We start from the raw sequence: 22,332 nt of genomic DNA, 5'->3' as shown, positions 1-22,332 counted from the left end.
CCAGCTCTCCGATGAAGCTCCACGAGAGATCGGGAGCGGAGGGCGATATGGCGCGAATCGTGACAAGCATCGTGGTGGCGACACTGGCGATCACCCTGGCCCTGATTGCCGGACCCGCCGGCCGCGCCGAACCGGACGGCCTCCGGCACTGCGAGGTCAGCTCGGGCCGGCAGCCCGAGACCGCGACACCCGAAGCGGTGGGACTGGATTCGGCCGCACTGCGGCAGGCCGTCGACTTCGCCTCCGACCCGACCCGATTCACCGTCCAGGTATTCCGCAACAACTGCCTGATCGCCGGTGGGCCTACCAATCAGCGGGCGGGCGGTGTCGCCTGGAATCTGTGGAGCGGGACCAAGAGCGTGGTGTCGCTGGTCGCCGGGATCGCCGTCGACGAACACAAACTGCGCGTGGACGATCCGATCGGCGCCTATCTGCCCGCCGGGCTCGGGGACGACGAGCATCGCGCGATCACCGTGCGCAGCCTGCTCACCGAGACCTCCGGCATGGAGGTCGCCATCGCCTCCGAGGGCGTCACCGGGCTGGCCCGGCTCGACCCGAACGTGGTGGCGCAGGCGCTGGCCATGCCGATCCAGCATCCGCAGGGCGAGACCTGGCAGTACAGTCAGCGGGCCGTGGACCTGCTGGTCTTCGTCATCCAGCAGGCCGTGGGCGAGGATTTCCAGGCGTACGCGCAGCGAAACCTCTTCGACCCGTTGGGCATCCAGAAGTCCGACTATCTCTGGGCGCGCGACCGCAGCGGCAACACCTACGGCCATGCCCACCTGGTGCTGCCGCCCGACGACTACGCCAAGCTGGGCCTGCTGCTGGTGAATCGCGGCAATTGGCATGGCCGGCAGCTGATCTCCACCGGTTACCTGGCCGAGGCCACCACGCCGAACGATGTCAATCCCTGCTACGGCTTCCTGATCACCGTCAACGGCCCGGACTGCGAGGACCTGTTCCCCGGACTGCCCAAGGACGCCCTCCAGATGGCCGGGATGATGCGCCAGGACAACTTCATCGTCCCCAGCCTGGGCCTGCTGGTCAGCTGGACCGGTGTCACGGTTCCCGGTGGCGCGGTGAGCTTTCCGCACGACGTGCTGCGTGGGCTCACCACCGCGTTCCGGACCCCGAGCCTGCCCGACCCGGGTCCGTACGTACCGCGGCCGGACACCAGCCTCACCGACCCGATGTTCATGAACCCGGACGCCACGCTGTCCGCTCTGGGTCTCGGCCCGATGGCCTATCCGGGCTGCGGCATTCTGGAATGCCTCGGCAAGCCGCTGTATCCGCCGTTCGGCGACTGGCCGCCGGGCTGCTTCATCCTCGGCTGCGTGGGGACCGACCCGGCGACCCCCGGCATCCGCTGACCGAACGCTACTGCGGCTGACCGCAGTTGGCGCAGAAGGCCGCCCCGACCTGGACCTGATGGCCGCAACCCCGGCAATTCGATTGCAGGGACAGGGCGGTGCCGCAGGTGGAGCAGAACTTGCCGCCGGTGGTGTGCGCGCCGCAGGTCGGGCAGGACACCCGGGCCGGGGTGGCCACATCGTGCTGGGACGCCCAGTCCTGCTGATAGGCGGCCTCGCGGATCTGCGAGCCGCGGGCCTCGGCCTGCGCCTGGGCGATCTGGTGTGCCACCTGCGGCGAGCAGTTGGTGCACTGACCGACCTGCTCGTTCCAGCAGACACTGTGGCAGACCCAGCGTCCGCAGCCGCCGCAGAGGCGGAAGTCGCTGCGCACCTGCTCGACCGCGCGGGCGAACGCCTTGTCCTTGGTGCTGGAGGAGGAGCCGCCCCAGTGGTTCGAGTAGCTCTCCGCGGCATTGGAGATCTTGTCGATGGCGCGCACCTGATCGCCGAAGAGATCGCGCAGCACACGCAGCGCACCCCGGCCGCGGGAGAAGTAGTTCTGCTCGAACGGCGACTTGTACGTGGTGCTGCAGCGATCACAACGGAACTCCCACTGGAATCCGTCGTCATTGGATTCGTCGTGGTAAGAGCTGGTGAAGACGACCGGACCGGTCATGGTCGAGTTATTCCTTTGCGGCTGAGCGGAACTCTGTGAACGGACGCGCCCGGAGCCCCCCGGACCGTGTTTCGTCAGGTTCTTATCGTATGACTCAGCTCGCCCGCAACACATCCCACGAATCTTCCGCGGCCGGGGAGCGGGTCACTCGGTGAAGCCGACCTCCACCTCGGTCCGGTCGCGCCGCGTGTACATCTCCCAATACCGGTCGCCCAGTTCGGTATTGCTCATGCGCGCGATGTCGACGCCCGCCGGAACCAGCTCCGGATGCTCGTCGACGATCCGCTCGGCCGCGCTGTCGCCGATCAGCACTCCGATGTTCAGCAGCCCGACGTACACGCCGGTGTCGCGCAGTTCCTCGGCCAGCTGCAGCAGGTAGCCGCGCTGAGCCGCGAGGGCGACACCGAAATTCGACAGATAGGGCAGCACCACTTTCGGCGAGGAGCCCGAGGAGAACAGCAGCGCGCCCGACCCGCGCTCGATCATGCCGGGGGCCAGGGCGCGGGTTACGAGTATGGGGGAGTGCAGCTTCAGGGCCATCGGCAGGCTCAGGTCCGGGACATCCAGGGCCAGGGTGGACGGGATGCGGTCGGCCATCTCACCGGCCGCGCCGTGCAGGGCGACATCGATCTCGCCGAAGGTCTTCCGGATGGTCGCGACCGCGTCGGTGATCTGTGCCGCGTCGGTCACATCGGCCGGGAAGGCCGCGGCCTCGATGCCCTCGGCTTTCAGGTCGGCGACATGCTGCTCGGCCTTGTCGGGTTTGCGGCCGATCACGGCCACCCGGAAGCCCTCCCGGCCGAAACGCCGGGCGACGCCCATGCCGAGGCCGGGGCCGAATCCGAAGATCGCGATGGTCTTGCTCATGCTCGTTCCTCACTAAATTGAGCCATGGTTCAAGTTATGGGACCGACGCTAGCACGAACTTGAGCCTATGCTCAACTTAAATCCGATGCCCGATTTGTAGGATCGGCGAATGCCTGCGCAGAAACCCCTCCGCCTCGACGCCCGCCGCAATCGCGACGCGCTGGTGACCGCGGCGCGCGAGGTGTTCGCCGAACGCGGGCTCGACGCGCCGCTCAAGGAGATCGCCGCCCGCGCGGGCGTGGCCATCGGCACGCTCTACAACCGGTTTCCGACCCGTGACGATCTGATCGCGGCGGCCGTCGAGGACCGCGTCCAGGCGGGCGGACGCATCGCGGAAGAGGCGCTGGCCCTTGACGATCCGTGGGAATCGTTCGTGTACCTGGTCGAAAAGATCTGCGAGCTACAGGCTTACGACCGGCTGCTCAACGAGCTCGCGCTGCGGGCCGCGCCCAGTCCGGAGATCGCGGCACAGCGCGACCGCGGGCATGCTGTCATGCGCGAAATCATCACGCGCGCACAGGATGCCGCGGTGCTGCGCGCCGACTGGGCGCTCGAGGACATCGCTTTCATCACCTGGTCGCACACCCGGGTGGTGGAGCAGACCGCGGGCATCGCGCCCGAGGCCTGGCGGCGCAATCTGGCGCTCATGCTGGACGGGCTGCGCGCCGAAGCCGCTCACCCGCTGCCGGTTCCGCCGATCAGCGAGGAGCAGCTGAACCGGTCGCTGGTGGCCGATCCGGGCCGCGACTGACCGGCCGGATCGCCGCCCCGAAAAAGCGGCGGAATCGGCTCCGGTTACCGTCGGGGGGATAGTTCGTTCGCTTGTGTGTTGGAGGTAGTGACAATGGCAGGGATTCCCGCGGTACCGACCTCGCTGCTGGTGGCCGGAGGGCTCACCGGTGGCTTCGCCCTCGCTCAGGCCACCAAGAAGCGTCAGCTCGGGGGCGCGGTGTTCGCGGCGGGCACGGCGGCCGCCTTCCCGCGCTGGCGCAAGACCGTAGGCACCGGTGGTGCGGCCGCGCTGACCGGGCTCGCAGTCGGCGCGATGGGGGCCTCGCACCCGCTCGCCAAGAAGATCGGCGCCTGGCCGTCGGTTGCGGTCGTGTCCGGTGTGGTCGCGGTGGCCGCGTGGGCCGCGGTGGACCGTCGCGCCTGATTCATCCGCCGGTCCTCCGGTGTGTTTCGGGCCGTAAGGTTCGAAGGCGTGCCGGGGGACCGGAAGCGCAATACCGTGGAGTATGCGCACTTTCGTTCATCTGCTGCTGTTCGCCGCCGCCATCGCGGTGGCGGTCGGGGTTTTCGGTCCGCTGGTCGGCACGGTCGACGCGCGGAATGTCCAGTTCTCCGACCTGCGGAGCGGATTCGCCGCGGGCCGGTCACTGGACCAGATCGGGGCGCAGTCAGGGTCCTTCACGACCTCCCTGGCCATCGGGCTGCTCGGGGTGGCGGCCGTGGTGCTGGTGGCCGCGCTGGTCGGATCGCGAATCCTGGGCTGGATCGGCGTCCTCGTCGGCCTGGCCGGGCTCGGTGTGCTGACCTGGCGGCTCGACCAGCGCTTCGATCACGAGCTGCGCACCGACTATCGGCATCTGCTCAGCGGGACCTGGGGGCTGTACCTGGTCGGCGGCGGGCTGGTGCTGTCGCTACTGCTCCTGCTGATCCCCCGCGAGCGCCGCTTGCCGCCGTCGCCCGGACCTGGCTTCTGATCTCGTAATCCGCTGTCGGACTTCACTGTTCGATCAACTGCCGAACCACCACGTAACCCGACGTCGTATCTAGGGCGAACGAGGAGGTTCATTCGATGCACACCAGCAACGCCCTGATCGCCGTCCGGAAACCGCTGACCTGCCTGGTCGCGGCCGGAGCACTGTTCGCCACCGCCGCCGGCATCGCCGCGGCCGAACCGCCGGGCTCGACGATCTCGGGCGGTTCGGGGGCCGGATCCACCACCCCCGGCACATCCCACCACACCGTCATCACTTACTCGACCGACCCCTACGGGTACTCCTACCAGTACGAATACGTCGACCCCGCCCCACAACCCGCCGCCCAGGACCCGGCTACCACCAATCGGCTCGGTCCCGGCGGTGCGGACCACACCTGGACGCCCGCGACCCGACACGACGGCACCGGCTGGACGGTGTGCACCCCAAACTCCACCGTCTGCAGATAATCCCCCCGCAGTCGAAAATCCACTCGCTCTCGGTGAGATCGCTCCGAATCGCTACTCTCGCAGTAAATTCCGAAACCTCACCGGCCGAGTAGCTGGATCAATCTGCGCAGCTGCGCGCTGTAATACTCTTCGAATTCCGGTGAGCCGGGCTGCTTTCCGGTCGCCTGCAGGGCTGTCTCGGGCAGCATGACGGGTGCCAGGATCATGCCCATCAGGGCCATACGAATGAAGGCGGGGTCGATCCCGGGGGAGATCTCGCCGCGTTCCTGGGCTCGGGTCAGGTTCTCCAGATCGGCGTCGACAGTGGCCGATCCATCCAAATAGTCAGTGGCGGAACCACTTCCGGTGAGGCCGCGCCACACCAGCAGACGGGCCGGGCGGGGATCGGCCAGCACCGCGGACAGATAGCGGGCGGCGACCTCGTCGAGCGGGAGTTCCGGATCCGCGCGCTCGGCTTCCGCCGCGGGCCAGCCGCGCTGAATCTCCTGGTAGAGGCCCTCTTTGCCGCCGAAGTAGTAGGCGATCAGCTGCTTGTTGACCCCGGCGCGATCGGCGATCTCCTGCACTCGTGCGCCGTCGAAGCCCTTGGCGGCGAACTCGTCCAGGGCCGCGTCCAGCAGGGCCTGGCGGGAGCGCTCGGCATCGCGGCGGCGATCGGCGGCGCTGGGCGCGCGCCGGGGCCGGCGGCCCGCGGCAGGCGGGACGGGGTCCGTGTCAGGGTCGGGCGCGGTTGCCATCCGCCGATTGTAATGCGGTGGATGACTGTGTCATCCACCGAATCAACTGTGTCATACCTCCGTTTGTCATCCAATTGGTTGACATGATTATCCAAACGGATGACACTTCGGGTGTGACCATCTCGAACATCCCGGGCGCGGCGGTGGACCGGTCCGCGCTCACTCCGCAGGCACGCCGGGCCATCGTGGTCGTGCTGGTCGGCGCGATACTGGCCTTCCTCGACGCGACCGTCGTCAATGTGTCCCTGAGATCGCTGGCCGCCGATCTGGGCGGCACGCTCGACGCGATTCAGTGGGTCGTCACCGTCTACCTGCTGGTGCAGGCGGCCGTGCTGCCCGTGACCGGGTGGGCCGCACGGCGCATCGGGCGGAAACGGCTCTATCTCGGTGCGCTGCTGCTGTTCACGCTCGCCTCGGTGGCCTGTGCCGCCGCGGGGAGCGTCGGCATGCTGATCGCGGCCAGGGTGGCCCAGGGGCTGGGAGCCGGGGTCATGATCCCGGTCGGTCAGATGATCCTGGTGACCGCAGCAGGGCGGGACGGGATGGCGAAAGCCATGGCGGCGGCGGGCATTCCGATGGTGCTGACCCCGGTGGTCGGACCGACGATCGGCGGGCTGCTGCTCGAGTATGCAGGCTGGCAGTGGATCTTCCTGATCAATGCGCCGATCGGTGCGGCCGGGCTGGTGCTGGCCGCGCGGCTGCTGCCCGCGGACGACCGCGCCGAAGCCGCCGGAGCGCTGGATGCGCCCGGGCTGATCCTGATCTCGCTCGGGATGATCGGGATCACCTACGGGTTGTCCGAGGCGGCGCAGCGCGGGGTGTCCGACCTGCTGGTTCTCGTCACACTCTGCGGTGGAATGGTTTTGGTCGCGGCATTCGTCGCACACTCACTGCGGACCCGGAACCCGGTGCTGGACCTTCGGCTCTGGCGGGACCGGTTCTTCGCGGCGGGCACGATCTCGACCTTCGTCATCGGTGCGGTGACCTTCGGCGCGATGGTGTTGCTGCCCTTGTACTTTCAGCTCGTCCGCCACCAGGACACCGCGCACACCGGCATGCTGATGGTGCCGCAGGGCATCGGCGCCGCCCTCGCCATGGGCCTGTCCGCGCGCCTCTACGAACGTATCGGCGCCCTCACCTGCCTACTCGGCACGCTCGTCTGCTGCGCCGCCACCGTCCCGTTCATGATGATCGCCGGCGACACTCCGTACTGGCTGCTCGGCGCGGCCATGACCGTCCGCGGTCTCGGCATCGGACTGGCGGCCATGCCCGCGATGGCCGCCGCCATGCGGGACCTCACGCCGTCCCAGATCATCGACGCCACACCGCAACTCACCGTCATGCAGCGGGTCGGGGGATCCATCGGGACGGCCGCATTCGTGATGATCCTGCAGCGACATCTGCCCACGGATGGTGCGACTGCGGCCGGGGCTTCCGCCTTCGCGGTGACCTTCACCTGGGTACTCGCCGCCTCCACCCTGGCGGTATTGCCGACGGCCATGATGGCCGTGCTCGAACGCCGGGCAAGGCGCGGCTAGCGGCTCAGCGGTGGGCGTCGAGCCAGTTGCCGAGGGCGTCGAGAGCGGCGGGGGCGATGGGCTGGAAGTCGTCGTGGAGGACGTCGGGGGTGGGACCGAGGGAGTGGCCCAGGGTCGGGAAGAGGTGGAGCGTGTGGTCGGGGTTGCCGGCGGCGGAGAGGGCGGCGTCGAGGGTGGTGGAGCCGGCCGGGGGGACGTTGGCGTCCTGGGCGCCCTGCAGGATGAGTACCGGCGCGGTCAGTTTCGGGGCCTGTTCGATGACGGTGGGGAGGGCTCGGGCGGGGTCGTAGAGCTCGTAGAGGCCGCCGGGGCGCATGGCCGATTCCAGGTAGAACTGGTAGTCGGGACGGAATTCGAGGTTCACGTCCAGCTTGCCGTCGCGATTCAGATCCCAGGTGGGGCGGACGGTGAAGTCTCCAGCGTCGGCGTTCACGCAGGCGAAGCGGAGGGCGAGTTTCGCCATCCGGCCGCCGTCGCTGTGGAAGGCACTGGCCAGTTCCTCGGGTCCGAGCAGGCCGTTCACGGCGAAACGCGACAGGTACGGCGCGTAGACCTGCTCGCCCTGATAACTGAAGGTGACCCGCCACGGAAGGGCCACCGGGCCCTGGAAGATGGTTCCGGCCAGCTCCGGATGGGTGGTCGCCAGGGCGGCGGCGACCGTGCTGCCCTCGCTCCAGCCGTAGACGAAGACGTGATGCGGATCGACGTGTGAATCCTGTTCGGCGGCACGCAGAACCTGGTCGGCGTCGTCGCGCATGCCGTTCAGGTCGAGTTTGGACCAATAGTCGCCATTGTCGACGTCGCCGGGGCCGTGCACGTAACGCTTGTTGTACCGCATCACCGCATAGCCGCGGCTGGTCAGGTCGTCGGCGATATCGAGGAAGATGTGGGAGCCGGACGCCTGGTCGGCATTGAGGTCCTCGGGGCCCGAGCCCGGAATCAGCACCACCACAGGCGCATTGCGCGCCCCCGCCGGGTAGTCGAGTTCACCCGAACCGGTGAAATCTCCGAACTGGAAGGTGAAGGTCTCGTGTTCGACCGTGGGCTCCGCCGCGGCCACACCGCCGGTGCCACAGACCAGCGCGATCGCCCCCAGTGCCACTGCCCCGCGGATCCCCATGAGCGGCAATCTAGCCGCCCCCGCGCGACGCGGCAATCCATTCAGGAGCCGAGATCGTGCAGGCGGGAGGTGAGAAAGTCCGCTTCGACCGTGTTCTCGGCGAGCAGCAGTGCCTCCTGATAGGCGAGCCGGGCCTCGTCGAATCTGCCCAGGCGGGTAAGGAATTCGGCGCGGGCGGCGGGTAGGTAGTGGTAGGCGGTGAGCTGGGGTTCGGTGGCCAGGCGGTCGAGCTCGTCCAGGCCGCGCTGCGGGCCGTGGGCGTGGCCGAGGGCGACGGCGCGATTGAGGGCGACCACGGGGGAGGGCCAGACGGCGATGAGATGGTCGTAGAGGCCGGCGATCTCGTGCCAGTCGGTGGCGTCGAAGGCGGGGGCCTCGGCGTGGACGGCGGCAATGGCCGCCATGAGCGGGAAGCGGCCCGGTGTACGGCCGCGTAATGACCTGCGCACCAAGGCGATTCCCTCGGAGATGGCCCGGCGGTCCCAGTGGGTGCGGTCCTGCTCGGCCAGCGGCAGGAAACGTCCGGCCTCGTCGGTGCGGGTGCCGCGGCGGGCGTCGGTGAGCAGCAGCAGTGCGTACAGGCCCGCCACGTCCGGGTCGTTGGGCAGCAGCAGGCGCAGCATGCGGGCCAGGTCGAGGGCGCGTTCCACCAGCTCGGGGCGGACCAGTTCGGCACCGGCCGGGGCGGTGTGGCCGGTGGTGAACAGCAGGTGCAGCACGGTCAGCACCGCGTCGACGCGGTCGGGCAGTTCCTCGTCGGACGGGAGGCGATAGGGGATGTGCGCCTCGGCGATCTTCTTCTTGGCCCGCGTGATGCGCGCCGCCATGGCCGGTTCCGCGACCAGGAAGGCGCGCGCGATCTCCGGAGTGGACAGACCGCACAGCAGGCGCAGGGTCAGCGCCACCCGCGCCTCCATCGACAGGGCCGGGTGGCAGCAGATGAAGATGAGCCGCAGCCGATCGTCGGCCACCGAGTCCGGGGCGGCCGGGTCGGGCGCCGGATCCTCCACCAGCAGCGGAATCGAGCGCTCGAACGCGATGTCGCGGCGCAGGGCGTCCAGGGCGCGCCGCCGCGCCACCGTGGTCAGCCAGGCGCCGGGGCGATCCGGGATTCCCGACTCCGGCCAGGCCTGCAGGGCCTGCGTGAACGCCTCCTGCACGGCCTCTTCGGCGAGATCGATATCGCGGGTCACCCGCACGGTCGCCGCCAGCACGAAGCCCCACTCGCGCCGGTGCGCGTCGGCGACCGCGGCGGCCACCTCCGGCGTCGTCACGGCTCGTCGTGCGGGTGGATCGGCCGGACCTCGACGCAGCCGAACGGTGACGGTACATCCACGGCGATCCGGATGGCCTCGTCCAGATCGGCCGCCTCGACCAGGTAGTAGCCGCCCAGGACCTCTTTGGTCTCGGCGAACACGCCGTCGGTGATGACCGTCCGGCCGTGCTCGTCGTGCCGGACCGTGGTCGCGGTCGAGGTGGGGCGCAGGCGGTTACCGCCGCGCAGCCGGTCGGCGTGCGCGGCCATGAACTCGAGGTGCTCGTTCAGGGTGCGCTGCCGCGCGGCCGGATCCGCGGCCAGCCAGGTCTGTTCGTCCTGGTGGATCAGCAGCAGGTACTCGGGCATGTCACTGCTCCCTTCGCTGGGGTGGATCGCACGGCTCCGTTGCCGTTTCACTGCTGACGTCGTTGTCACTCGAAACGTCGTTCGGGATGGCGGCGAAATCGACACGGTCGCGAAAAAAGATTCTCGACCGGATTGTCGATTCCCGGCCGGAGCCGCGCGACGGATTCACGAGTCGGCCGACCGGGCCGTCCATCCGACAGGAGAAACGACAATGTCCACCTACATCCTCGCCTTCCGCAACGACCCCACCCGCGCAGCCACGCCCGAGCAGGAGAAACTGTGGGCCGACTGGTTCGCCCAGATCGGGGAGCGCGTCACCGATTTCGGCAATCGCGTGGGCCAGACCGTCATGCTGGGCGACAACCCCGCCGCCCCCGACCGGCTCTCCGGCTATGTCGCCGTCGAGGCCGACGACCTCGACTCGGCGGTGAAACTCGCCTCCGGCTGCCCGGGCCTGACCTATGGCGGCCGCGTGGAGGTCGGCGAACCCGTCCCCATGTCCTGACGCCCGAGCGTCCGGGCCCGCACCCCGCCGGGCCCGGAACAGCCTGGCCCTGCCCATCGCGGCCGGCGTCTTCGAGCCCGCCTTCGGCTTCACGCTCCGGCCGGAGATCGCCGCCATGTCCATGTCGGGGTCCAGCATCATCGTGGCCCTGAACGCCCTGTCCCTGAAGCGTTTGCGCCTGCCCGGACGGGACTGAGCCGCACCGATACTGCTGTGCGCTGGGTTACACCTCGACCGAGGGGTGAGTCTATTCATGATGCTGGAAGTTGGCCGTCGCTAATACAGTGAGACTGCATCATGTTCCCGGCCCGAAAGACTTGAAACATGCCTATCGTCAACCTCGGTTCCGCCGCCATCGACCTGGCCAGCACCGTCACCGGAATCGCCGCCAACCTCACCTACGTTCTGAAGGCGTGGGGACTGGCCTGATTCGCCCGATAACGCGCGAAAACCGCCTCCTCGGAGGCGGTTTTCGCGTCTTCGGGCAGGGTTATGCGGGATGGCCGCGGTGCTCGGCCCATTCGCGGGCCAGGATGGACATGACGGTCGCGTCGATCCACTCGTCGCCGTAGCGCAGGGATTCCCGCAGGACGCCCTCGGGGCGGAATCCGGCCTTCTCGTAGGCGCGGCGGGCGCGCGGGTTGAAGGCATAGACCTCCAGGGAGATTCGGTGCAGGCCGAGCTTTTCGAACCCGTAGCCGACGATCAGCCGCGTCGCCTCCGTGCCCAGCCCGCGGCCCTGGCCGTCGGGGCCGATCAGGATGCGGAAGTTGCAACTGCCGTTGCCGGGATCCCACTGATTGAGGACGGCCTCCCCGACGCAGCGGCCGGTCTCGATGTCGACGATGGCCAAATCGAGGCGGTCCGGCTGGGTTTCGCGCGTGGCGTACCAGTCGCGCAAGCGCTCGTGCTCGGCCGGATCCTGCGGCACGGGCTCGGTGGTCTCCTCGTGAACGCTGCCGGTCAGCCTGCGCACGTCGGGATCGCGCAGGGCCACGAGGACGGCGTCGAGGTCTTCGGGGATGAACGGCCGCAGGAGAACTTTCGCGCCGGGCAGGGTGGGCTTGATCGAAAAGTCGGCGGATTCGAACACCGGTGAATTATCGCGCCGAGATCAATAGAGTCGGCGAATGGCCAGTTCACCCTCGGGGACGTCGCCGGCCACGCTCGCCGACGTCCTGCCGTCCGTCGCCGCGTCCTTCGGGCTCGACCAGCGCAATCCGCTGGCCCTCGCACCCAACCGGGATGTGGTGGTGCTGCTGATCGACGGCCTCGGCGCGGAACTCCTTGCCCGCCACGCCGACAGCGCGCCCACCCTGGCCGCGCACGTCCGCACCACCCTCACCGCGGGCTTCCCCGCCACCACCGCGACCAGTCTCGCCAGCCTCGCCCTCGGCGCGCCCTGCGCGACACACGGCATCATCGGCTACAGCTTCGCCCTGCCCGACGGCGACCGTCTCCGCCTGCTGAATGCGCTGCGCTGGAGTCTCGACAGCGCGACCGGCGAGGATGCCCGCGACGCGTACCCGCCGGAGTCGGTGCAGCAGCACACCAGCCGGCTGGAGGACCTCGCCGCCCACGGCGTCGAGCTGCACTACGTGATACCCGCCTACCAGCGCACCTCCGGTCTGACCCGGGCCGCCTTCCGCGCGCCGGGCACCGTGCACCCGGCCACCACCCTCGACGAGCTGCGCGCCGGAATCCTCTCTGTCGCAAGGCATTCCGGCACGAACTCCCGCTTCGCCTACGCGTATTTCCCCGATCTCGATGCCAACGGTCACCTGTACGGACCCGAATCGCCGCAGTGGCTGGCCGTACTCCGCGATATCGACGTCTGCCTCGCCGGCCTGTTCGCTGAGCTACCGTCCACCTGCACGGTGCTGATCACCGGCGATCACGGAATGATCCACGTGGACACCGTCATCGATCTGGACGCGCGGCCCGCGCTGCATCGCGACGTCCGGTTGATCGGCGGCGAGGCGCGGGTCCGCCACATCTACCTCGACCGCCCCGAAGCTCTGGCCGACGCCCACTCCGCGTGGACCGCCGAACTGTCCACGCACGCAACGGTCGTGACCCGCGAGCAGGCGCTCGACGAGCACTGGTTCGGCCCGACCCCACCGACGCCGGTGATCGCCTCCCGCATCGGCGATCTCATCGCCGTCGCCGAGGGCGCCGCGGTCCTGGTCCGCCCCGCCCTCGAGCCCTTGGAGTCGGCCCTCGTGGGTCACCACGGCGCCCGCACCTCGGCCGAGCAACTCGTCCCCCTCATCGCCACACCCTGATTTCAAGATCAGGGAGCTGCACTCAGGTGCGCAGTAGTGCGGTCTGGACCTTGCGCAGGCGGTCCACATCGCCGCGGAAGCCGGCCACGGCATCGTTGTAGAGGAAGGCCTCCCACAGCCGCACCAGGGCGTAGGCCAGGGTGTCGCGCTCGATGGGAGGCTCGTAGCCCTCCGATTCGGCGCGTTCGATGAACCGCTCGACCAGGGCCACCGCGGCCTGGTGCACGACCCCGTCACTCCGGGTGATCAGGCGCAGCGCCGCGGTGGATTCATTGTCGAAATACGAACGCAGCGCGTCGTTCTCGACCAGCAGATCGATGGTGCGGTTGAGCGCCGCGGTGAGCCGCTCACCACCCGACCCGCGGGAGCGGCGATCGGCATGGGCCACGACCCGCTCCAGCTGCCGCGCCACGGCCGCGCCCAGCAGGCCGTCCCGGGATCCGAACCACCGGTAGATGCTGGCCCGGCCCACCCCCAGCTGGGCGGCAATGGCATTGACGTCCACCCGTTTCCCGCTCAGGAACACGACGATGGCGGCCTCGAGCACATCGTCCCGGCTGGCCGACGCGGGCCGGCCCGGCGCCCTGGTCCCCTCCGCGCGTGTCACGCGGAAAGCCCAGGGGCCAGGTAGGGCGACAGGGTGCCGGCGGTGGCCGCGCGTCCCAGCGTCAGGGCCTGCTGCAGCACTCCGGGATCGCGGGCGATGCGCCCGATCTCGGGTGCGTCGGCCGGCGGGCGGATCTGCAGCACGGCCGGATCGGAATCGAAGTCCCGCTCGTCGCTGTGGTGTCGCGCGACCCGATCGAGCCACGACCCGACCGTTCCCGGTGCGTGCCGGGACAGGAAGCGGGCCACCACCCGGGATTCCAGACTCGAAGGAGGACGCATGGTTTCGTCGTCACGCCGGGTGCGCAGCACCAGGACTCGGGTCGCGCCCTGCGTCAACGCCGTTCGCACCGGGACGGATTCGGAGAGCCCGGCATCGACGTACCGGCGCGTGCCGATCGTCACCGGCCGCCCGGCCAGGATCGGCAGGCAGGTCGATGCCCGCAGCGCCGCTTGCACCGAGCCCACATCGCTCAGCTCCGGGTGTAGATCGACGGCCGCGCCGGTGTCGGCGTCGGTGGCGATGGGGTGGAAGGTGATCGAATTGGCCAGGATCGCAGGGAAATCCATGGGCACGATGCGCTCGTACACGGTGTGCACCAGGTACTCGGTATCGACCACGCGGCCGCCGCGCAGGGCCCGGGCCGGATTGATCACGCGGTTGATCACCTCGGGATTCCAGGCCCGCCGCGAATCCACCGCGCGCCCGCACAGCAGCCAGGCGGCGTTCAGCGCGCCCGCCGACGCCCCGTACACCGCGTCGAAGCAGGGCAGGATGCCCAATTCCTCGATGGCCATGGCCATGCCGTGCGAGTACGCGCCGCGCGAGGAGCCGCCCTCGATGACGAGAGCCAGCCGGTGCGAGTCCGTGCGCTGCCCGGGCGCGCTGCCCTCGCGATGCCGGTGGGCGATGAGCTCGCCGACGCCGAGCGTGCAGTGATGGTCGGGCACGGATGGCTCCCTTGATGTCGGTGGTGTGCGCGGCCGTTCGAGTATACGACCCTATTTGAGACACTGATGTCTCTGTGTATCATATCCGGCGATGGCGTGGGTAGCCATGAAACTGGAGGTCAACGCATGCAACTAGCGCTCACCGACGACGAGCTCGCCTTCCGCGACGAGCTGCGCGCGTTCTATCGGAGCGAGATTCCGGCCGACATCCGCAACCGGCAGCGGCACGGGCAGGAACTGAGCAAGGACGACATCGTCACCACCCAGCGCATCCTCAACGCGCACGGGCTGGCCACCCCGAACTGGCCGGTGGAATGGGGCGGCAAGGACTGGACGCCCATCCAGCGCCATATCTGGCACGACGAGATGCAGCTGGCCTCGGTGCCCGAACCGCTCACCTTCAATGCCAATATGATCGGCCCGGTCATCGCGCACTTCGGCTCCCAGGAGCTCAAGGAGCGCTTCCTGCCGCCCACGGCCAACCTCGACATCTGGTGGTGCCAGGGCTTTTCCGAGCCCGAGGCGGGCTCGGACCTGGCCTCGCTGCGCACCGTCGCGGTCCGCGACGGCGACAGCTACGTGATCAACGGGCAGAAGACCTGGACCACCGCCGCCCAGTCCGCCGACTGGATGTTCTGCCTGGCGCGCACCAACCCGGACGCGCCCAAGAAGCAGGCCGGCATCTCCATGCTGCTGTTCCCGCTCGACACCCCCGGCGTGACCGTGCGGCCGATCAAGCTCATCGACGGCAGCCACGAGGTCAACGAGGTGTTCCTGGAGAACGTCCGGGTACCCGCGAATCAGCTTGTCGGCGAGGAGAACCAGGGCTGGACCTACGCCAAGTTCCTGCTCGGCAACGAGCGCACCGGCATCGCCGCGGTCGGCCAGACCAAGGTGAAACTGTGGCTGGCCAAGGAGCATGCCAAGCAGACTCGCCTGGGCGAGAAGACCCTGCTCGACGATCAGCTCTTCGCGACCCGCCTCGCCGAACTCGAAAACGAGCTGCTGGCACTGGAACTGGTGCAGCTGCGGGTGGCCGCGGGCTCGGCCGACGGCAAGCCCAACCCGGTCTCCTCGATTCTCAAACTGCGCGGCACCGAACTCCAGCAGGCCGTCACCGAACTGCTGGTCGACATCGCCGGACCGGATTCCGTTGCGCGCGAGGACGAGTCGGACCCGGACTGGGCCCGTCGCAGCACCGCCACCTACCTGAACTACCGCAAGACATCGATCTACGGAGGATCCAACGAGGTGCAGCGCGGCATCATCGCCTCGACGATCCTCGGACTGTGAGGCAGCACCATGGATTTCGATCTCACCCCCGAACAGGACATGCTGCGCGACACCGTGCGTGACGTGCTGTCCCGCGGCTACACCCCCGAGCGCCGCAACGACATCGTCGGCACCGAACTCGGCTGGGATGCCGACATCTGGGCCACCTTCGCCGAAATCGGCCTGCTCGGACTGACTTTCGCCGAGGAGGACGGCGGCATGGGCGCCGGGCCCATCGAGGCCATGCTGGTCATGACCGAGATCGGCCGCGCCCTGGCCCCCGAACCCGTGCTGGACTGCGCACTGCTGCCGGGCGGGCTGGTCTCCGCCGTCGGCGCCGACGCACAGCGCAAGGACCTGCTGCCGCGCATTGCCGAGGGGGAACTCAAGCTCGCCTTCGCGCACGGCGAGCCGGGTCTGCGCTGGCCCGCTACCGAGACCGCCACCCAGGCGGTACGGCAGCCGGACGGCTGGCGTATCACCGGCCGCAAACACCCGGTCTCCCACGGTGATTGCGCCGATCTGCTGATCGTGAGCGCGGCGCTCGACAACGGCATCGGGCTGTTCCTCGTCGATCCCGCCGATCCGGGCGTCCGGCGCACCCCCTACGCCACCCACGACGGGCTGCGCGGCGCGGACATCGTCTTCGACGGCGCGGTGGCCCAACCGCTCGGCGAGCCGGTCGATGCCGCCGCCGCCATTCAGGCCGCGCTGGCCGGGGCGCAGGCCGCGCTGTGCGCCGAGGCCATCGGCGCGATGGAGGAGTCCCTGCGGCTCACCGCGGAATACCTGAAGACGCGCAAGCAGTTCGGGGTGCCGTTGCGCACCTTCCAGACACTGACCCAGCGCGCCGCCGACATGTACGTGTCGCTGGAGCTGGCCCGCGGCATGAGCATGTACGCGTCCATGTCGCTGGCCGACGGCATCGTCGATCCGGTCGTCGCCTCCCGCGCCAAACTGCGGATCGGGCGCTCCGCCCGGCACATCGGGCAGGAGGCCATCCAGATGCACGGCGGCATCGGCATGACCGACGAATACCCCGTCGGCCACTACACCGCCCGGCTCACCGCCATCGAGCACACCCTCGGTGACTCCACCGACCACCTGCGCTACCTGGGCGGGTACGTGGCCGACTACCAGATGGTCGAAATCTGATGCGCATTCGCGGCGCGGTCCTGGAGGAGATCGGACGCGAGCGGCCCTACGCCGACTCCCGGCCGATCAGCGTGTGCGACCTCGAACTCGGCGATCCCGGACCCACCGAGGTGCTGGTCGCCATCGAGGCAGCCGGGCTGTGCCACTCGGATCTGAGTGTGGTGGACGGCAATCGGCCACGCCCGCTACCCATGCTGCTCGGCCACGAGGCCGCGGGCACCGTGCTGGCGGTCGGCGAGCGGGTCGCCGATCTGCTCATCGGACAGCGAGTGGTGATGTCCTTCCTGCCGCGCTGCGAAGAGTGCGACGCGTGCGCGCGGGACGGGCAGCTGCCCTGCACCGCGGGCACCCGCGCCAATACCGCCGGTGAACTGCTGCACCATGCCGGGCACCTGTCGCGCGGCGGCGACCGGGTACGTCATCACCTGGGCGTCTCCGGCTTCGCCACACACGCCGTGGTGGACCGGGCCTCCCTGGTGCCGGTCGGCAACTCGGTGCCACCGGAGATCGCGGCACTATTCGGGTGCGCGGTGCTGACCGGCGGCGGAGCCGTGCTGAACGTCGCCGACCCGCGACCGGAGGACAGCCTCATGGTGGTCGGGCTCGGCGGAGTCGGAATGGCGGCGCTGCTGACGGCGAAAGCCGTTGGCGTGGAGCGGATTATCGCGGTTGACCGGATGGCGGCCAAGCGCGCCATGGCCAAGGAGCTCGGGGCCACCGAGACGTATACGCCCGAGCAGATCGCCGACGAGGGGATCCGGGTGCGGTACGTGGTGGAGTGCGCCGGGCATCCGTCCGCGTTCGAAACCGCCTACAGGGCAACCGAACCCGGTGGCACGACGATCACCGTCGGCCTGCCCGGACCGAATTCGACGGTGACCCTGCCGCCGTTGAGTATCACCGCCGAGGCTCGCACCATTGTCGGCAGCTATCTGGGCTCCGCGGTTCCCGCGCGGGACATTCCGCGCTACGAACACATGTGGCGGCAGGGACGGCTGCCGGTGGAGAAATTGATCACCTCTCGCATCGGGCTGGAAGAGATCAATGAGGCCTTGGATCTCCTGGCCGACGGAGTAGGCGTTCGCCAAATCATCGAGTTCGACCACTCGTGAACCGAGAGTGGCTGCACCGCACGGAATGACAGCCCCCGGCGGGGCCCGGCGAGCCAACCTCTCGCCGGGCCTTCGCCGTCGCCGGGTTCCGGCGCCGAAGGTCAGTTGGTGCGGGTGACCGCCGGCGGGTTCCAGCTGCCGTCGACGATCTTCTGATCGGGCCAATAGGTGCGCAGCATCAGGTTGAAGTCACCCGACTCGGGGGCCGGAAGCCAGTTGGATTCCTTTTCCGGGCCCGGGTTTTCGCGCTGAACATAGATGTCGACCGACCCATCCGAGCCTTTGGTCAGGCGTTCGCCGCGCACCGCGTAGCGGTTCAATGGGTTGTCGACGAAGTAGCCGCGCTGGTTGTACATGGTCAGCGACCAGAATCCCTTGACCGGTGGTATCTGGTCGGCGGCGAAGTGCAGGACGTAGGTGTTGTCCGCATTCAGCTGGATCTTCTTTTCGTCGACGCTACTGGACGGATAGATCGCGTCCTGTGGCAGGTTGGCTCCCAGACCTCCGTAGGCGATCATGGCGCGGACGGCGTAATCGGTGCCGTAATCACCGATATCGCTGCGTGTGATCTTCCAGCCGTTGACCTCGTTCTTTCCGGGGAGGGTTTCGACCTGTGAAAGCGCCTTGGGCCAGGCCTGCTCCCAGCGGGTGCGCTCGGCCTCGGACACCGTGGTCAGGTCGAGTTTCCTGTCCGGCGTCCAGCCGATCGCCGCCAGCTTGTCGAGCAGGGGCTTGTCATCCGGTCGAGTCTCGTTGTGCGACAAGGCCGAGTAATACAGATCCCAGTACTGCTGCGGAGTCAGGTTGTGAATGTATTGGCCGACTTCTTGGTCCTTGGGCCAGTCCGGGTGCGGATCGGTGTTCTGCGGCGGTGTGTACGCGGTGCCGCTGGCACTGAGCGGAACCGCCGTCATCTGGTTCTGAATGCCGATCACAGCGGGAACGTCCTCGGGGCCGTCGACTTTGATACGGCCGATCATCCAGCCGGAATTGGTGGGGAGACGGTATTCGTGCACGCCCTCGGGCAGGCTGCCATGGAAGTTCGGGCCGACGATCGCGAACTGGTAACCGTGCACATCCCCCAGCGTGCGGGAGCCCGGGGAAGCATCGACATTGCTCCACATGTCCAGGATCGGGAACAAGTGATACCGCCCGCCCATGTCGGGCACGCTCACCACGAGTGGTTCCTGGGATACGTCGAAGAACATCGATGTGTAGAGGGTGTCGACATTGGGGCGCACCACGCCGGTGAACTTCGCATCGGGCAGGAACTGCAGGGGTGCAAGCTGATTCATCGGCGCCTTGCCTGTCGCTGGATCCGCCGCGGGAAGGTTCGTCGACTGCCTCCGTGTGACCTCGACCGACACCAGCGGATAGGTGTAGGCGTATGCCTGCATCGCCAGATCATCGGCGCTCGGCGCGGACGAGGGCGACGTCGGCGATGACGAATCCGACGACTTCTTCGAGCAGGCGGCGGACCCCACCGCGACCGCGGCCACCAGGCCCGTCGCCATGGCCACCCGGACCCACCGGTATTTCGAACTATTGATCACCGCATCCTCCTGGTTGGGTTATTTTCGAACGCAGCGCGAGTTGGCTGAGTGACAGCAAACCCTCAGCGAGAGTAGCGAGCGGTGGGATCGAAGCGTGAAATTTAGAGGACACAACCTCATTTCAAGTCCTTCCCTGCCGGTTGACGTTCTCGAACTGGAATCTCGGCAGTGGTCAGCAAGTAGATAGCGATCATCTATCACGGGGAGCTGACTCCGCCACCGCGCCGAGCATTCGCCGTATGTGACTCGAGGAACCAACCGTCGAAGAACCAGAGACTCAAAGAACGAAAGACAAAGACGCCTGGAGAAGGGAGGGGGCCGGGCTGACGTCGGCGCCTGCACCTACCAGCCCTCTCGCCTTTGAAGCCGCGTGTGGGGTTGCTGCAGGAGGTATTCCTTCAGATCGCGGGGTTGGGGTCGGCACATGGTGGTTGTCGGCGTCGTTGTGGTGGCAGTGGCGGTTGGGATCGGAGAAGCAGTGGCGGCGGTGGTCGCGGAGGCATGGGCGGTGGCAGGAATGTCGGTGTGGGCGTTCGGGGATCGGAGATAACCGGCGAGCCAGCGGTGGCGCGGGGGGTGGTAGCTGGTGTCATGGTCACAACGGTGGCTGAGATGCCCGTGGCACATGCAGGTCGCAGTCACACTGGCGGGAAGGGTGGTGCGGGCGTTCGGGTTTCGGGGATAACAAGTGAGGTAGTGGGGGCCGGGGGTGGTTGCGGGCGGTCACGGTCGCGGTGGTGACTGCGGTCGGAGTCGCGGTCACATTAGTGGTCGTGGCGGCGCTGCTCGTACCGATCGGCAGGAATATTGCTGTGGGCGTTGGGGTTCGGGGATCAGCGGTGAGCCGGCGGGCGGGGGTCGTCGCAGGCAGCCACGGTCGCGGCGGTGACTGAGATACCCATGGCACATGCAGGTCACAATCACACTGACGGGAAACTCGGTGCAGGCGTGCTGGATTCGGCAATGACAAGTGAACCGGCGGGGACCGGAGGTAGTTGCGGGCGGTCACGGTCGCCGCGGTAATTGCGGTCCAAATGGTGGCTATAGGGGCGATGGCCGTGCCGAGCACGGCGGCGGCAATATTGCTGTGGGCGTTTGATGTTCGGGGATCAGTGAGGAGTTTGCGGTGGGTTGTGTCTGTAGAAGGTGATGCGTGCAGTCCGTGGGCCGGGATCGGCGGGAGACGGCTCCCGAACTCGGCGTCAGCCCAAGTCCGGCAGGGCAGGCGACGCAACCACACCTCCCCGTCCCTGCGCACACCAGCAGCACACGAACGGTCCGGGAATCACGCCGCCCGTGAACCCCACCTCCGGCAACTGAAATCGATGGCAGCGGCGACCCACTGCCCGACGTGATGTCGATCGTTCACCCGAGGAATGCCGGTCGGGTCAAGACGTTTCGGAGCAATCCAACCCGTCCGCCCCCGATACGGGGAATCCTTGCCCATGACAACGGTTCTCCACCCCTCGGCACTGTCGTTCACCAGCGCGTGGCAGTGATCGCATGCCAGGGTCAGGTTGGTCAGGTCGGTGGGTCCGCCTGTGGCCCAGTCGGTGATGTGGTGCACCGCGCACATGCTCGCGGGTGCGTCGCATCCGGGGCGGGTGCAGCCCTTGTCGCGGGCGATCAACGCCAACCGCTGGGCGGGAGTGGCCAGGCGCTCGCAGCGACCCAGGTACAGCGGCAGTCCGTTCGCGTCGAGGACCGCCAACACCGGGCGGGTGCCCTCGGCCATCTTCAACGCCTCGTTGATGCTCACGTGGCCGCCGGAGGCGGTGGTCGCGACCCCGGCCCCACGCTCGAGGTCCGCGACGGACATGGTCAAGATCGCCTGCACCGGCAGACCCCGGTGGGAGCCGAGCTTGGCGGGGTCGACGCCAGGCTGCAGGAGCGCGAACAGTGCGTCGTGGGCGCGCTGCCCTGCATCGCGACGGTCACGACGGGCGGCGGCCTCGAGCACCTTGGAATCGACGATCTTGACCGTGGCGGCAACACTGTCGGCATCGTCGATGTTGCACATGCCCGGGCGTGCGAGCTTGGCGAACACCGCATCCAACAACGCCCGCAACTCAGGAGTGATCCAGCCCTCGATCCACGACATCCCGTCCACCCCGGGACGACCCAGGATCAAGCCGCGGCGACGACGACGGTCGGCGTCGGAGACGACCTTGCCGTCGGGGTCGACGCGAGCGAGGATGTCGCGGCCGATCTTGGGCAGGTCATCGGGCCACCCGATACGGGAGTGGCCGACCAGGATGTCCTCGGCTTCGGCGCGGGTCTCGGTGGGGATGTCGGTGGGCAGGTGGTTCATGACGTCGATGATGTTGCGGACGTGATCACGCGAGATGTCGCCTGTTTCATAGGCTTCAGCGGTCTTCTCCAATGCGGCCGGGCGCAGGTGTCCGGTGGGTTCGAAGAATTCTCCGCACTGGCGGGTGATCTTCACCCGCACCGACGCGTCGTACCTCGACAATCCCAACGTCTGCCGCAGGAACGGCACCACATCCTTGGCCCCACTCGATGCGGGCAGCGAACGATTACAGGCTTCGATGATCAGGCGTGAATCCAGCGCGGACAGTTGGCGTTTGCAGGTTTCCAGGCGCTGCATCAATTCCACGACATCAGCGTCGGAGAACCGGTTCAGGCTGCCGTGCAGGACAGAAGCCGACAGGGTTTCGACAGCGGCCGCCAATTCGGCGATACCGCATGCGTTGAGTGTCACCCCCTTCGAATCCATGTGCTAATTCTACCGCGATCAACAACTCGAAGGAACGCGAATTGTCCTTTATTGCAACGTATTTCAACG

The 22,332-nt window shown here is 68.0% G+C and carries 22 protein-coding genes and 1 pseudogene; 12 read left to right on the top strand and 11 right to left on the bottom strand.

Going from position 1 to position 22,332, the window contains the following annotated elements; translation table 11 throughout:
- Nucleotides 1–59 precede the first annotated feature (59 nt).
- Nucleotides 60–1,370 (top strand): serine hydrolase domain-containing protein, encoded by a 1,311-nt coding sequence (locus ACQP1O_RS33715; RefSeq protein WP_433562399.1) that lies wholly within the window; start codon nt 60–62, stop codon nt 1,368–1,370.
- 7 nt (nt 1,371–1,377) lie between these two features.
- On the opposite strand, the gene ACQP1O_RS33710 is transcribed toward ACQP1O_RS33715, so the two are convergent.
- Both ACQP1O_RS33710 and ACQP1O_RS33705 read right to left on the bottom strand, forming a co-directional pair.
- On the bottom strand, nt 1,378–2,028 hold the full coding sequence (locus tag ACQP1O_RS33710) for a double zinc ribbon domain-containing protein (RefSeq protein WP_433562398.1): 651 nt from the start codon (nt 2,026–2,028) through the stop codon (nt 1,378–1,380).
- A gap of 144 nt (nt 2,029–2,172) precedes the next feature.
- Nucleotides 2,173–2,895, bottom strand: coding sequence for an SDR family NAD(P)-dependent oxidoreductase (locus tag ACQP1O_RS33705; protein ID WP_433562397.1), 723 nt, complete (start codon nt 2,893–2,895; stop codon nt 2,173–2,175).
- 109 nt (nt 2,896–3,004) lie between these two features.
- Here ACQP1O_RS33705 and ACQP1O_RS33700 point away from each other — a divergent pair, with 109 nt between their 5' ends.
- The 4 genes from ACQP1O_RS33700 to ACQP1O_RS33685 all read left to right on the top strand — a co-directional run bounded on the left by ACQP1O_RS33700 (nt 3,005) and on the right by ACQP1O_RS33685 (nt 5,068).
- Nucleotides 3,005–3,646 (top strand): TetR/AcrR family transcriptional regulator, encoded by a 642-nt coding sequence (locus ACQP1O_RS33700; RefSeq protein WP_433562396.1) that lies wholly within the window; start codon nt 3,005–3,007, stop codon nt 3,644–3,646.
- Between the two features lie 93 nt (nt 3,647–3,739).
- Complete coding sequence (locus ACQP1O_RS33695; protein ID WP_354835563.1) at nt 3,740–4,051, top strand: hypothetical protein; 312 nt, start codon at nt 3,740–3,742, stop codon at nt 4,049–4,051.
- Nucleotides 4,052–4,133: 82 nt separating this feature from the next.
- Nucleotides 4,134–4,601: a hypothetical protein gene (locus tag ACQP1O_RS33690; RefSeq protein WP_433562395.1), complete on the top strand. Its 468-nt coding sequence runs from the start codon at nt 4,134–4,136 to the stop codon at nt 4,599–4,601.
- Between the two features lie 95 nt (nt 4,602–4,696).
- Nucleotides 4,697–5,068 carry a hypothetical protein gene (locus ACQP1O_RS33685; protein ID WP_433562394.1) on the top strand — a complete coding sequence of 124 codons (372 nt, stop codon included), beginning with the start codon at nt 4,697–4,699 and terminating at the stop codon, nt 5,066–5,068.
- 77 nt (nt 5,069–5,145) lie between these two features.
- Here the strand turns inward: ACQP1O_RS33685 and ACQP1O_RS33680 are convergent, their stop codons facing one another.
- Nucleotides 5,146–5,805, bottom strand: a complete 660-nt coding sequence (locus ACQP1O_RS33680; protein ID WP_433562393.1) for a TetR/AcrR family transcriptional regulator — start codon at nt 5,803–5,805, stop codon at nt 5,146–5,148.
- A gap of 113 nt (nt 5,806–5,918) precedes the next feature.
- On the opposite strand from ACQP1O_RS33680, the gene ACQP1O_RS33675 reads away from it, so the two are divergent.
- Entirely contained in the window at nt 5,919–7,343 is a 1,425-nt protein-coding gene (locus tag ACQP1O_RS33675; RefSeq protein WP_433562392.1) for a DHA2 family efflux MFS transporter permease subunit, read from the top strand.
- A 4-nt stretch (nt 7,344–7,347) separates the two neighbouring features.
- On the opposite strand, the gene ACQP1O_RS33670 is transcribed toward ACQP1O_RS33675, so the two are convergent.
- The 3 genes from ACQP1O_RS33670 to ACQP1O_RS33660 are packed head-to-tail and all read right to left on the bottom strand — an operon-like array spanning nt 7,348 to nt 10,087.
- Nucleotides 7,348–8,463, bottom strand: coding sequence for an alpha/beta hydrolase family protein (locus ACQP1O_RS33670; protein WP_433562391.1), 1,116 nt, complete (start codon nt 8,461–8,463; stop codon nt 7,348–7,350).
- A gap of 41 nt (nt 8,464–8,504) precedes the next feature.
- Nucleotides 8,505–9,737, bottom strand: a complete 1,233-nt coding sequence (locus ACQP1O_RS33665; protein WP_433562390.1) for an RNA polymerase sigma factor — start codon at nt 9,735–9,737, stop codon at nt 8,505–8,507.
- Nucleotides 9,734–10,087, bottom strand: a complete 354-nt coding sequence (locus ACQP1O_RS33660; protein WP_433562389.1) for a YciI family protein — start codon at nt 10,085–10,087, stop codon at nt 9,734–9,736. The genes ACQP1O_RS33665 and ACQP1O_RS33660 overlap by 4 nt, the downstream gene beginning before the upstream one ends.
- 211 nt (nt 10,088–10,298) lie before the next feature.
- On the opposite strand from ACQP1O_RS33660, the gene ACQP1O_RS33655 reads away from it, so the two are divergent.
- Both ACQP1O_RS33655 and ACQP1O_RS33650 read left to right on the top strand, forming a co-directional pair.
- Nucleotides 10,299–10,592 carry a hypothetical protein gene (locus tag ACQP1O_RS33655; protein WP_433562388.1) on the top strand — a complete coding sequence of 98 codons (294 nt, stop codon included), beginning with the start codon at nt 10,299–10,301 and terminating at the stop codon, nt 10,590–10,592.
- A 37-nt stretch (nt 10,593–10,629) separates the two neighbouring features.
- A pseudogene (locus tag ACQP1O_RS33650) lies at nt 10,630–10,788 on the top strand (HAD-IC family P-type ATPase); the annotation flags it as partial.
- 294 nt (nt 10,789–11,082) lie between these two features.
- Here ACQP1O_RS33650 and ACQP1O_RS33645 read toward each other — a convergent pair.
- On the bottom strand, nt 11,083–11,685 hold the full coding sequence (locus tag ACQP1O_RS33645; RefSeq protein WP_433562387.1) for a GNAT family N-acetyltransferase: 603 nt from the start codon (nt 11,683–11,685) through the stop codon (nt 11,083–11,085).
- Between the two features lie 37 nt (nt 11,686–11,722).
- Between ACQP1O_RS33645 and ACQP1O_RS33640 the strand changes: the two genes are divergently transcribed.
- The gene (locus ACQP1O_RS33640; protein WP_433562386.1) at nt 11,723–12,877 is read left to right on the top strand and encodes an alkaline phosphatase family protein; all 1,155 of its coding nucleotides are present in this window, start codon (nt 11,723–11,725) and stop codon (nt 12,875–12,877) included.
- Nucleotides 12,878–12,899: 22 nt separating this feature from the next.
- Here the strand turns inward: ACQP1O_RS33640 and ACQP1O_RS33635 are convergent, their stop codons facing one another.
- Nucleotides 12,900–13,484, bottom strand: coding sequence for a QsdR family transcriptional regulator (locus tag ACQP1O_RS33635; RefSeq protein WP_433562385.1), 585 nt, complete (start codon nt 13,482–13,484; stop codon nt 12,900–12,902).
- Complete coding sequence (locus ACQP1O_RS33630; RefSeq protein WP_433562384.1) at nt 13,481–14,434, bottom strand: patatin-like phospholipase family protein; 954 nt, start codon at nt 14,432–14,434, stop codon at nt 13,481–13,483. The genes ACQP1O_RS33635 and ACQP1O_RS33630 overlap by 4 nt, the downstream gene beginning before the upstream one ends.
- Before the next feature lie 126 nt (nt 14,435–14,560).
- On the opposite strand from ACQP1O_RS33630, the gene ACQP1O_RS33625 reads away from it, so the two are divergent.
- The 3 genes from ACQP1O_RS33625 to ACQP1O_RS33615 are packed head-to-tail and all read left to right on the top strand — an operon-like array spanning nt 14,561 to nt 17,973.
- Nucleotides 14,561–15,727: an acyl-CoA dehydrogenase family protein gene (locus ACQP1O_RS33625; protein WP_433562383.1), complete on the top strand. Its 1,167-nt coding sequence runs from the start codon at nt 14,561–14,563 to the stop codon at nt 15,725–15,727.
- A 9-nt stretch (nt 15,728–15,736) separates the two neighbouring features.
- A complete protein-coding gene (locus ACQP1O_RS33620; protein WP_433562382.1) occupies nt 15,737–16,861 on the top strand; it encodes an acyl-CoA dehydrogenase family protein in 1,125 nt (374 codons plus the stop codon).
- Nucleotides 16,861–17,973 carry a zinc-binding dehydrogenase gene (locus tag ACQP1O_RS33615; protein ID WP_433562381.1) on the top strand — a complete coding sequence of 371 codons (1,113 nt, stop codon included), beginning with the start codon at nt 16,861–16,863 and terminating at the stop codon, nt 17,971–17,973. The genes ACQP1O_RS33620 and ACQP1O_RS33615 overlap by 1 nt, the downstream gene beginning before the upstream one ends.
- Nucleotides 17,974–18,074: 101 nt before the next feature.
- Here the strand turns inward: ACQP1O_RS33615 and ACQP1O_RS33610 are convergent, their stop codons facing one another.
- Together ACQP1O_RS33610 and ACQP1O_RS33605 are read right to left on the bottom strand one after the other, a co-directional pair.
- Entirely contained in the window at nt 18,075–19,526 is a 1,452-nt protein-coding gene (locus ACQP1O_RS33610; RefSeq protein ID WP_433562380.1) for a DUF1254 domain-containing protein, read from the bottom strand.
- Nucleotides 19,527–20,811: 1,285 nt separating this feature from the next.
- Nucleotides 20,812–22,263 (bottom strand): DUF222 domain-containing protein, encoded by a 1,452-nt coding sequence (locus tag ACQP1O_RS33605; protein ID WP_433562379.1) that lies wholly within the window; start codon nt 22,261–22,263, stop codon nt 20,812–20,814.
- Nucleotides 22,264–22,332 lie beyond the last annotated feature (69 nt).

This window comes from Nocardia sp. CA-151230, from assembly GCF_050942175.1.
Taxonomy (GTDB): Bacteria; Actinomycetota; Actinomycetes; order Mycobacteriales; family Mycobacteriaceae; genus Nocardia.
The sequence above is the reverse complement of the archived record's forward strand: the minus strand, read 5'-3'. Positions and strand labels throughout refer to the sequence as shown.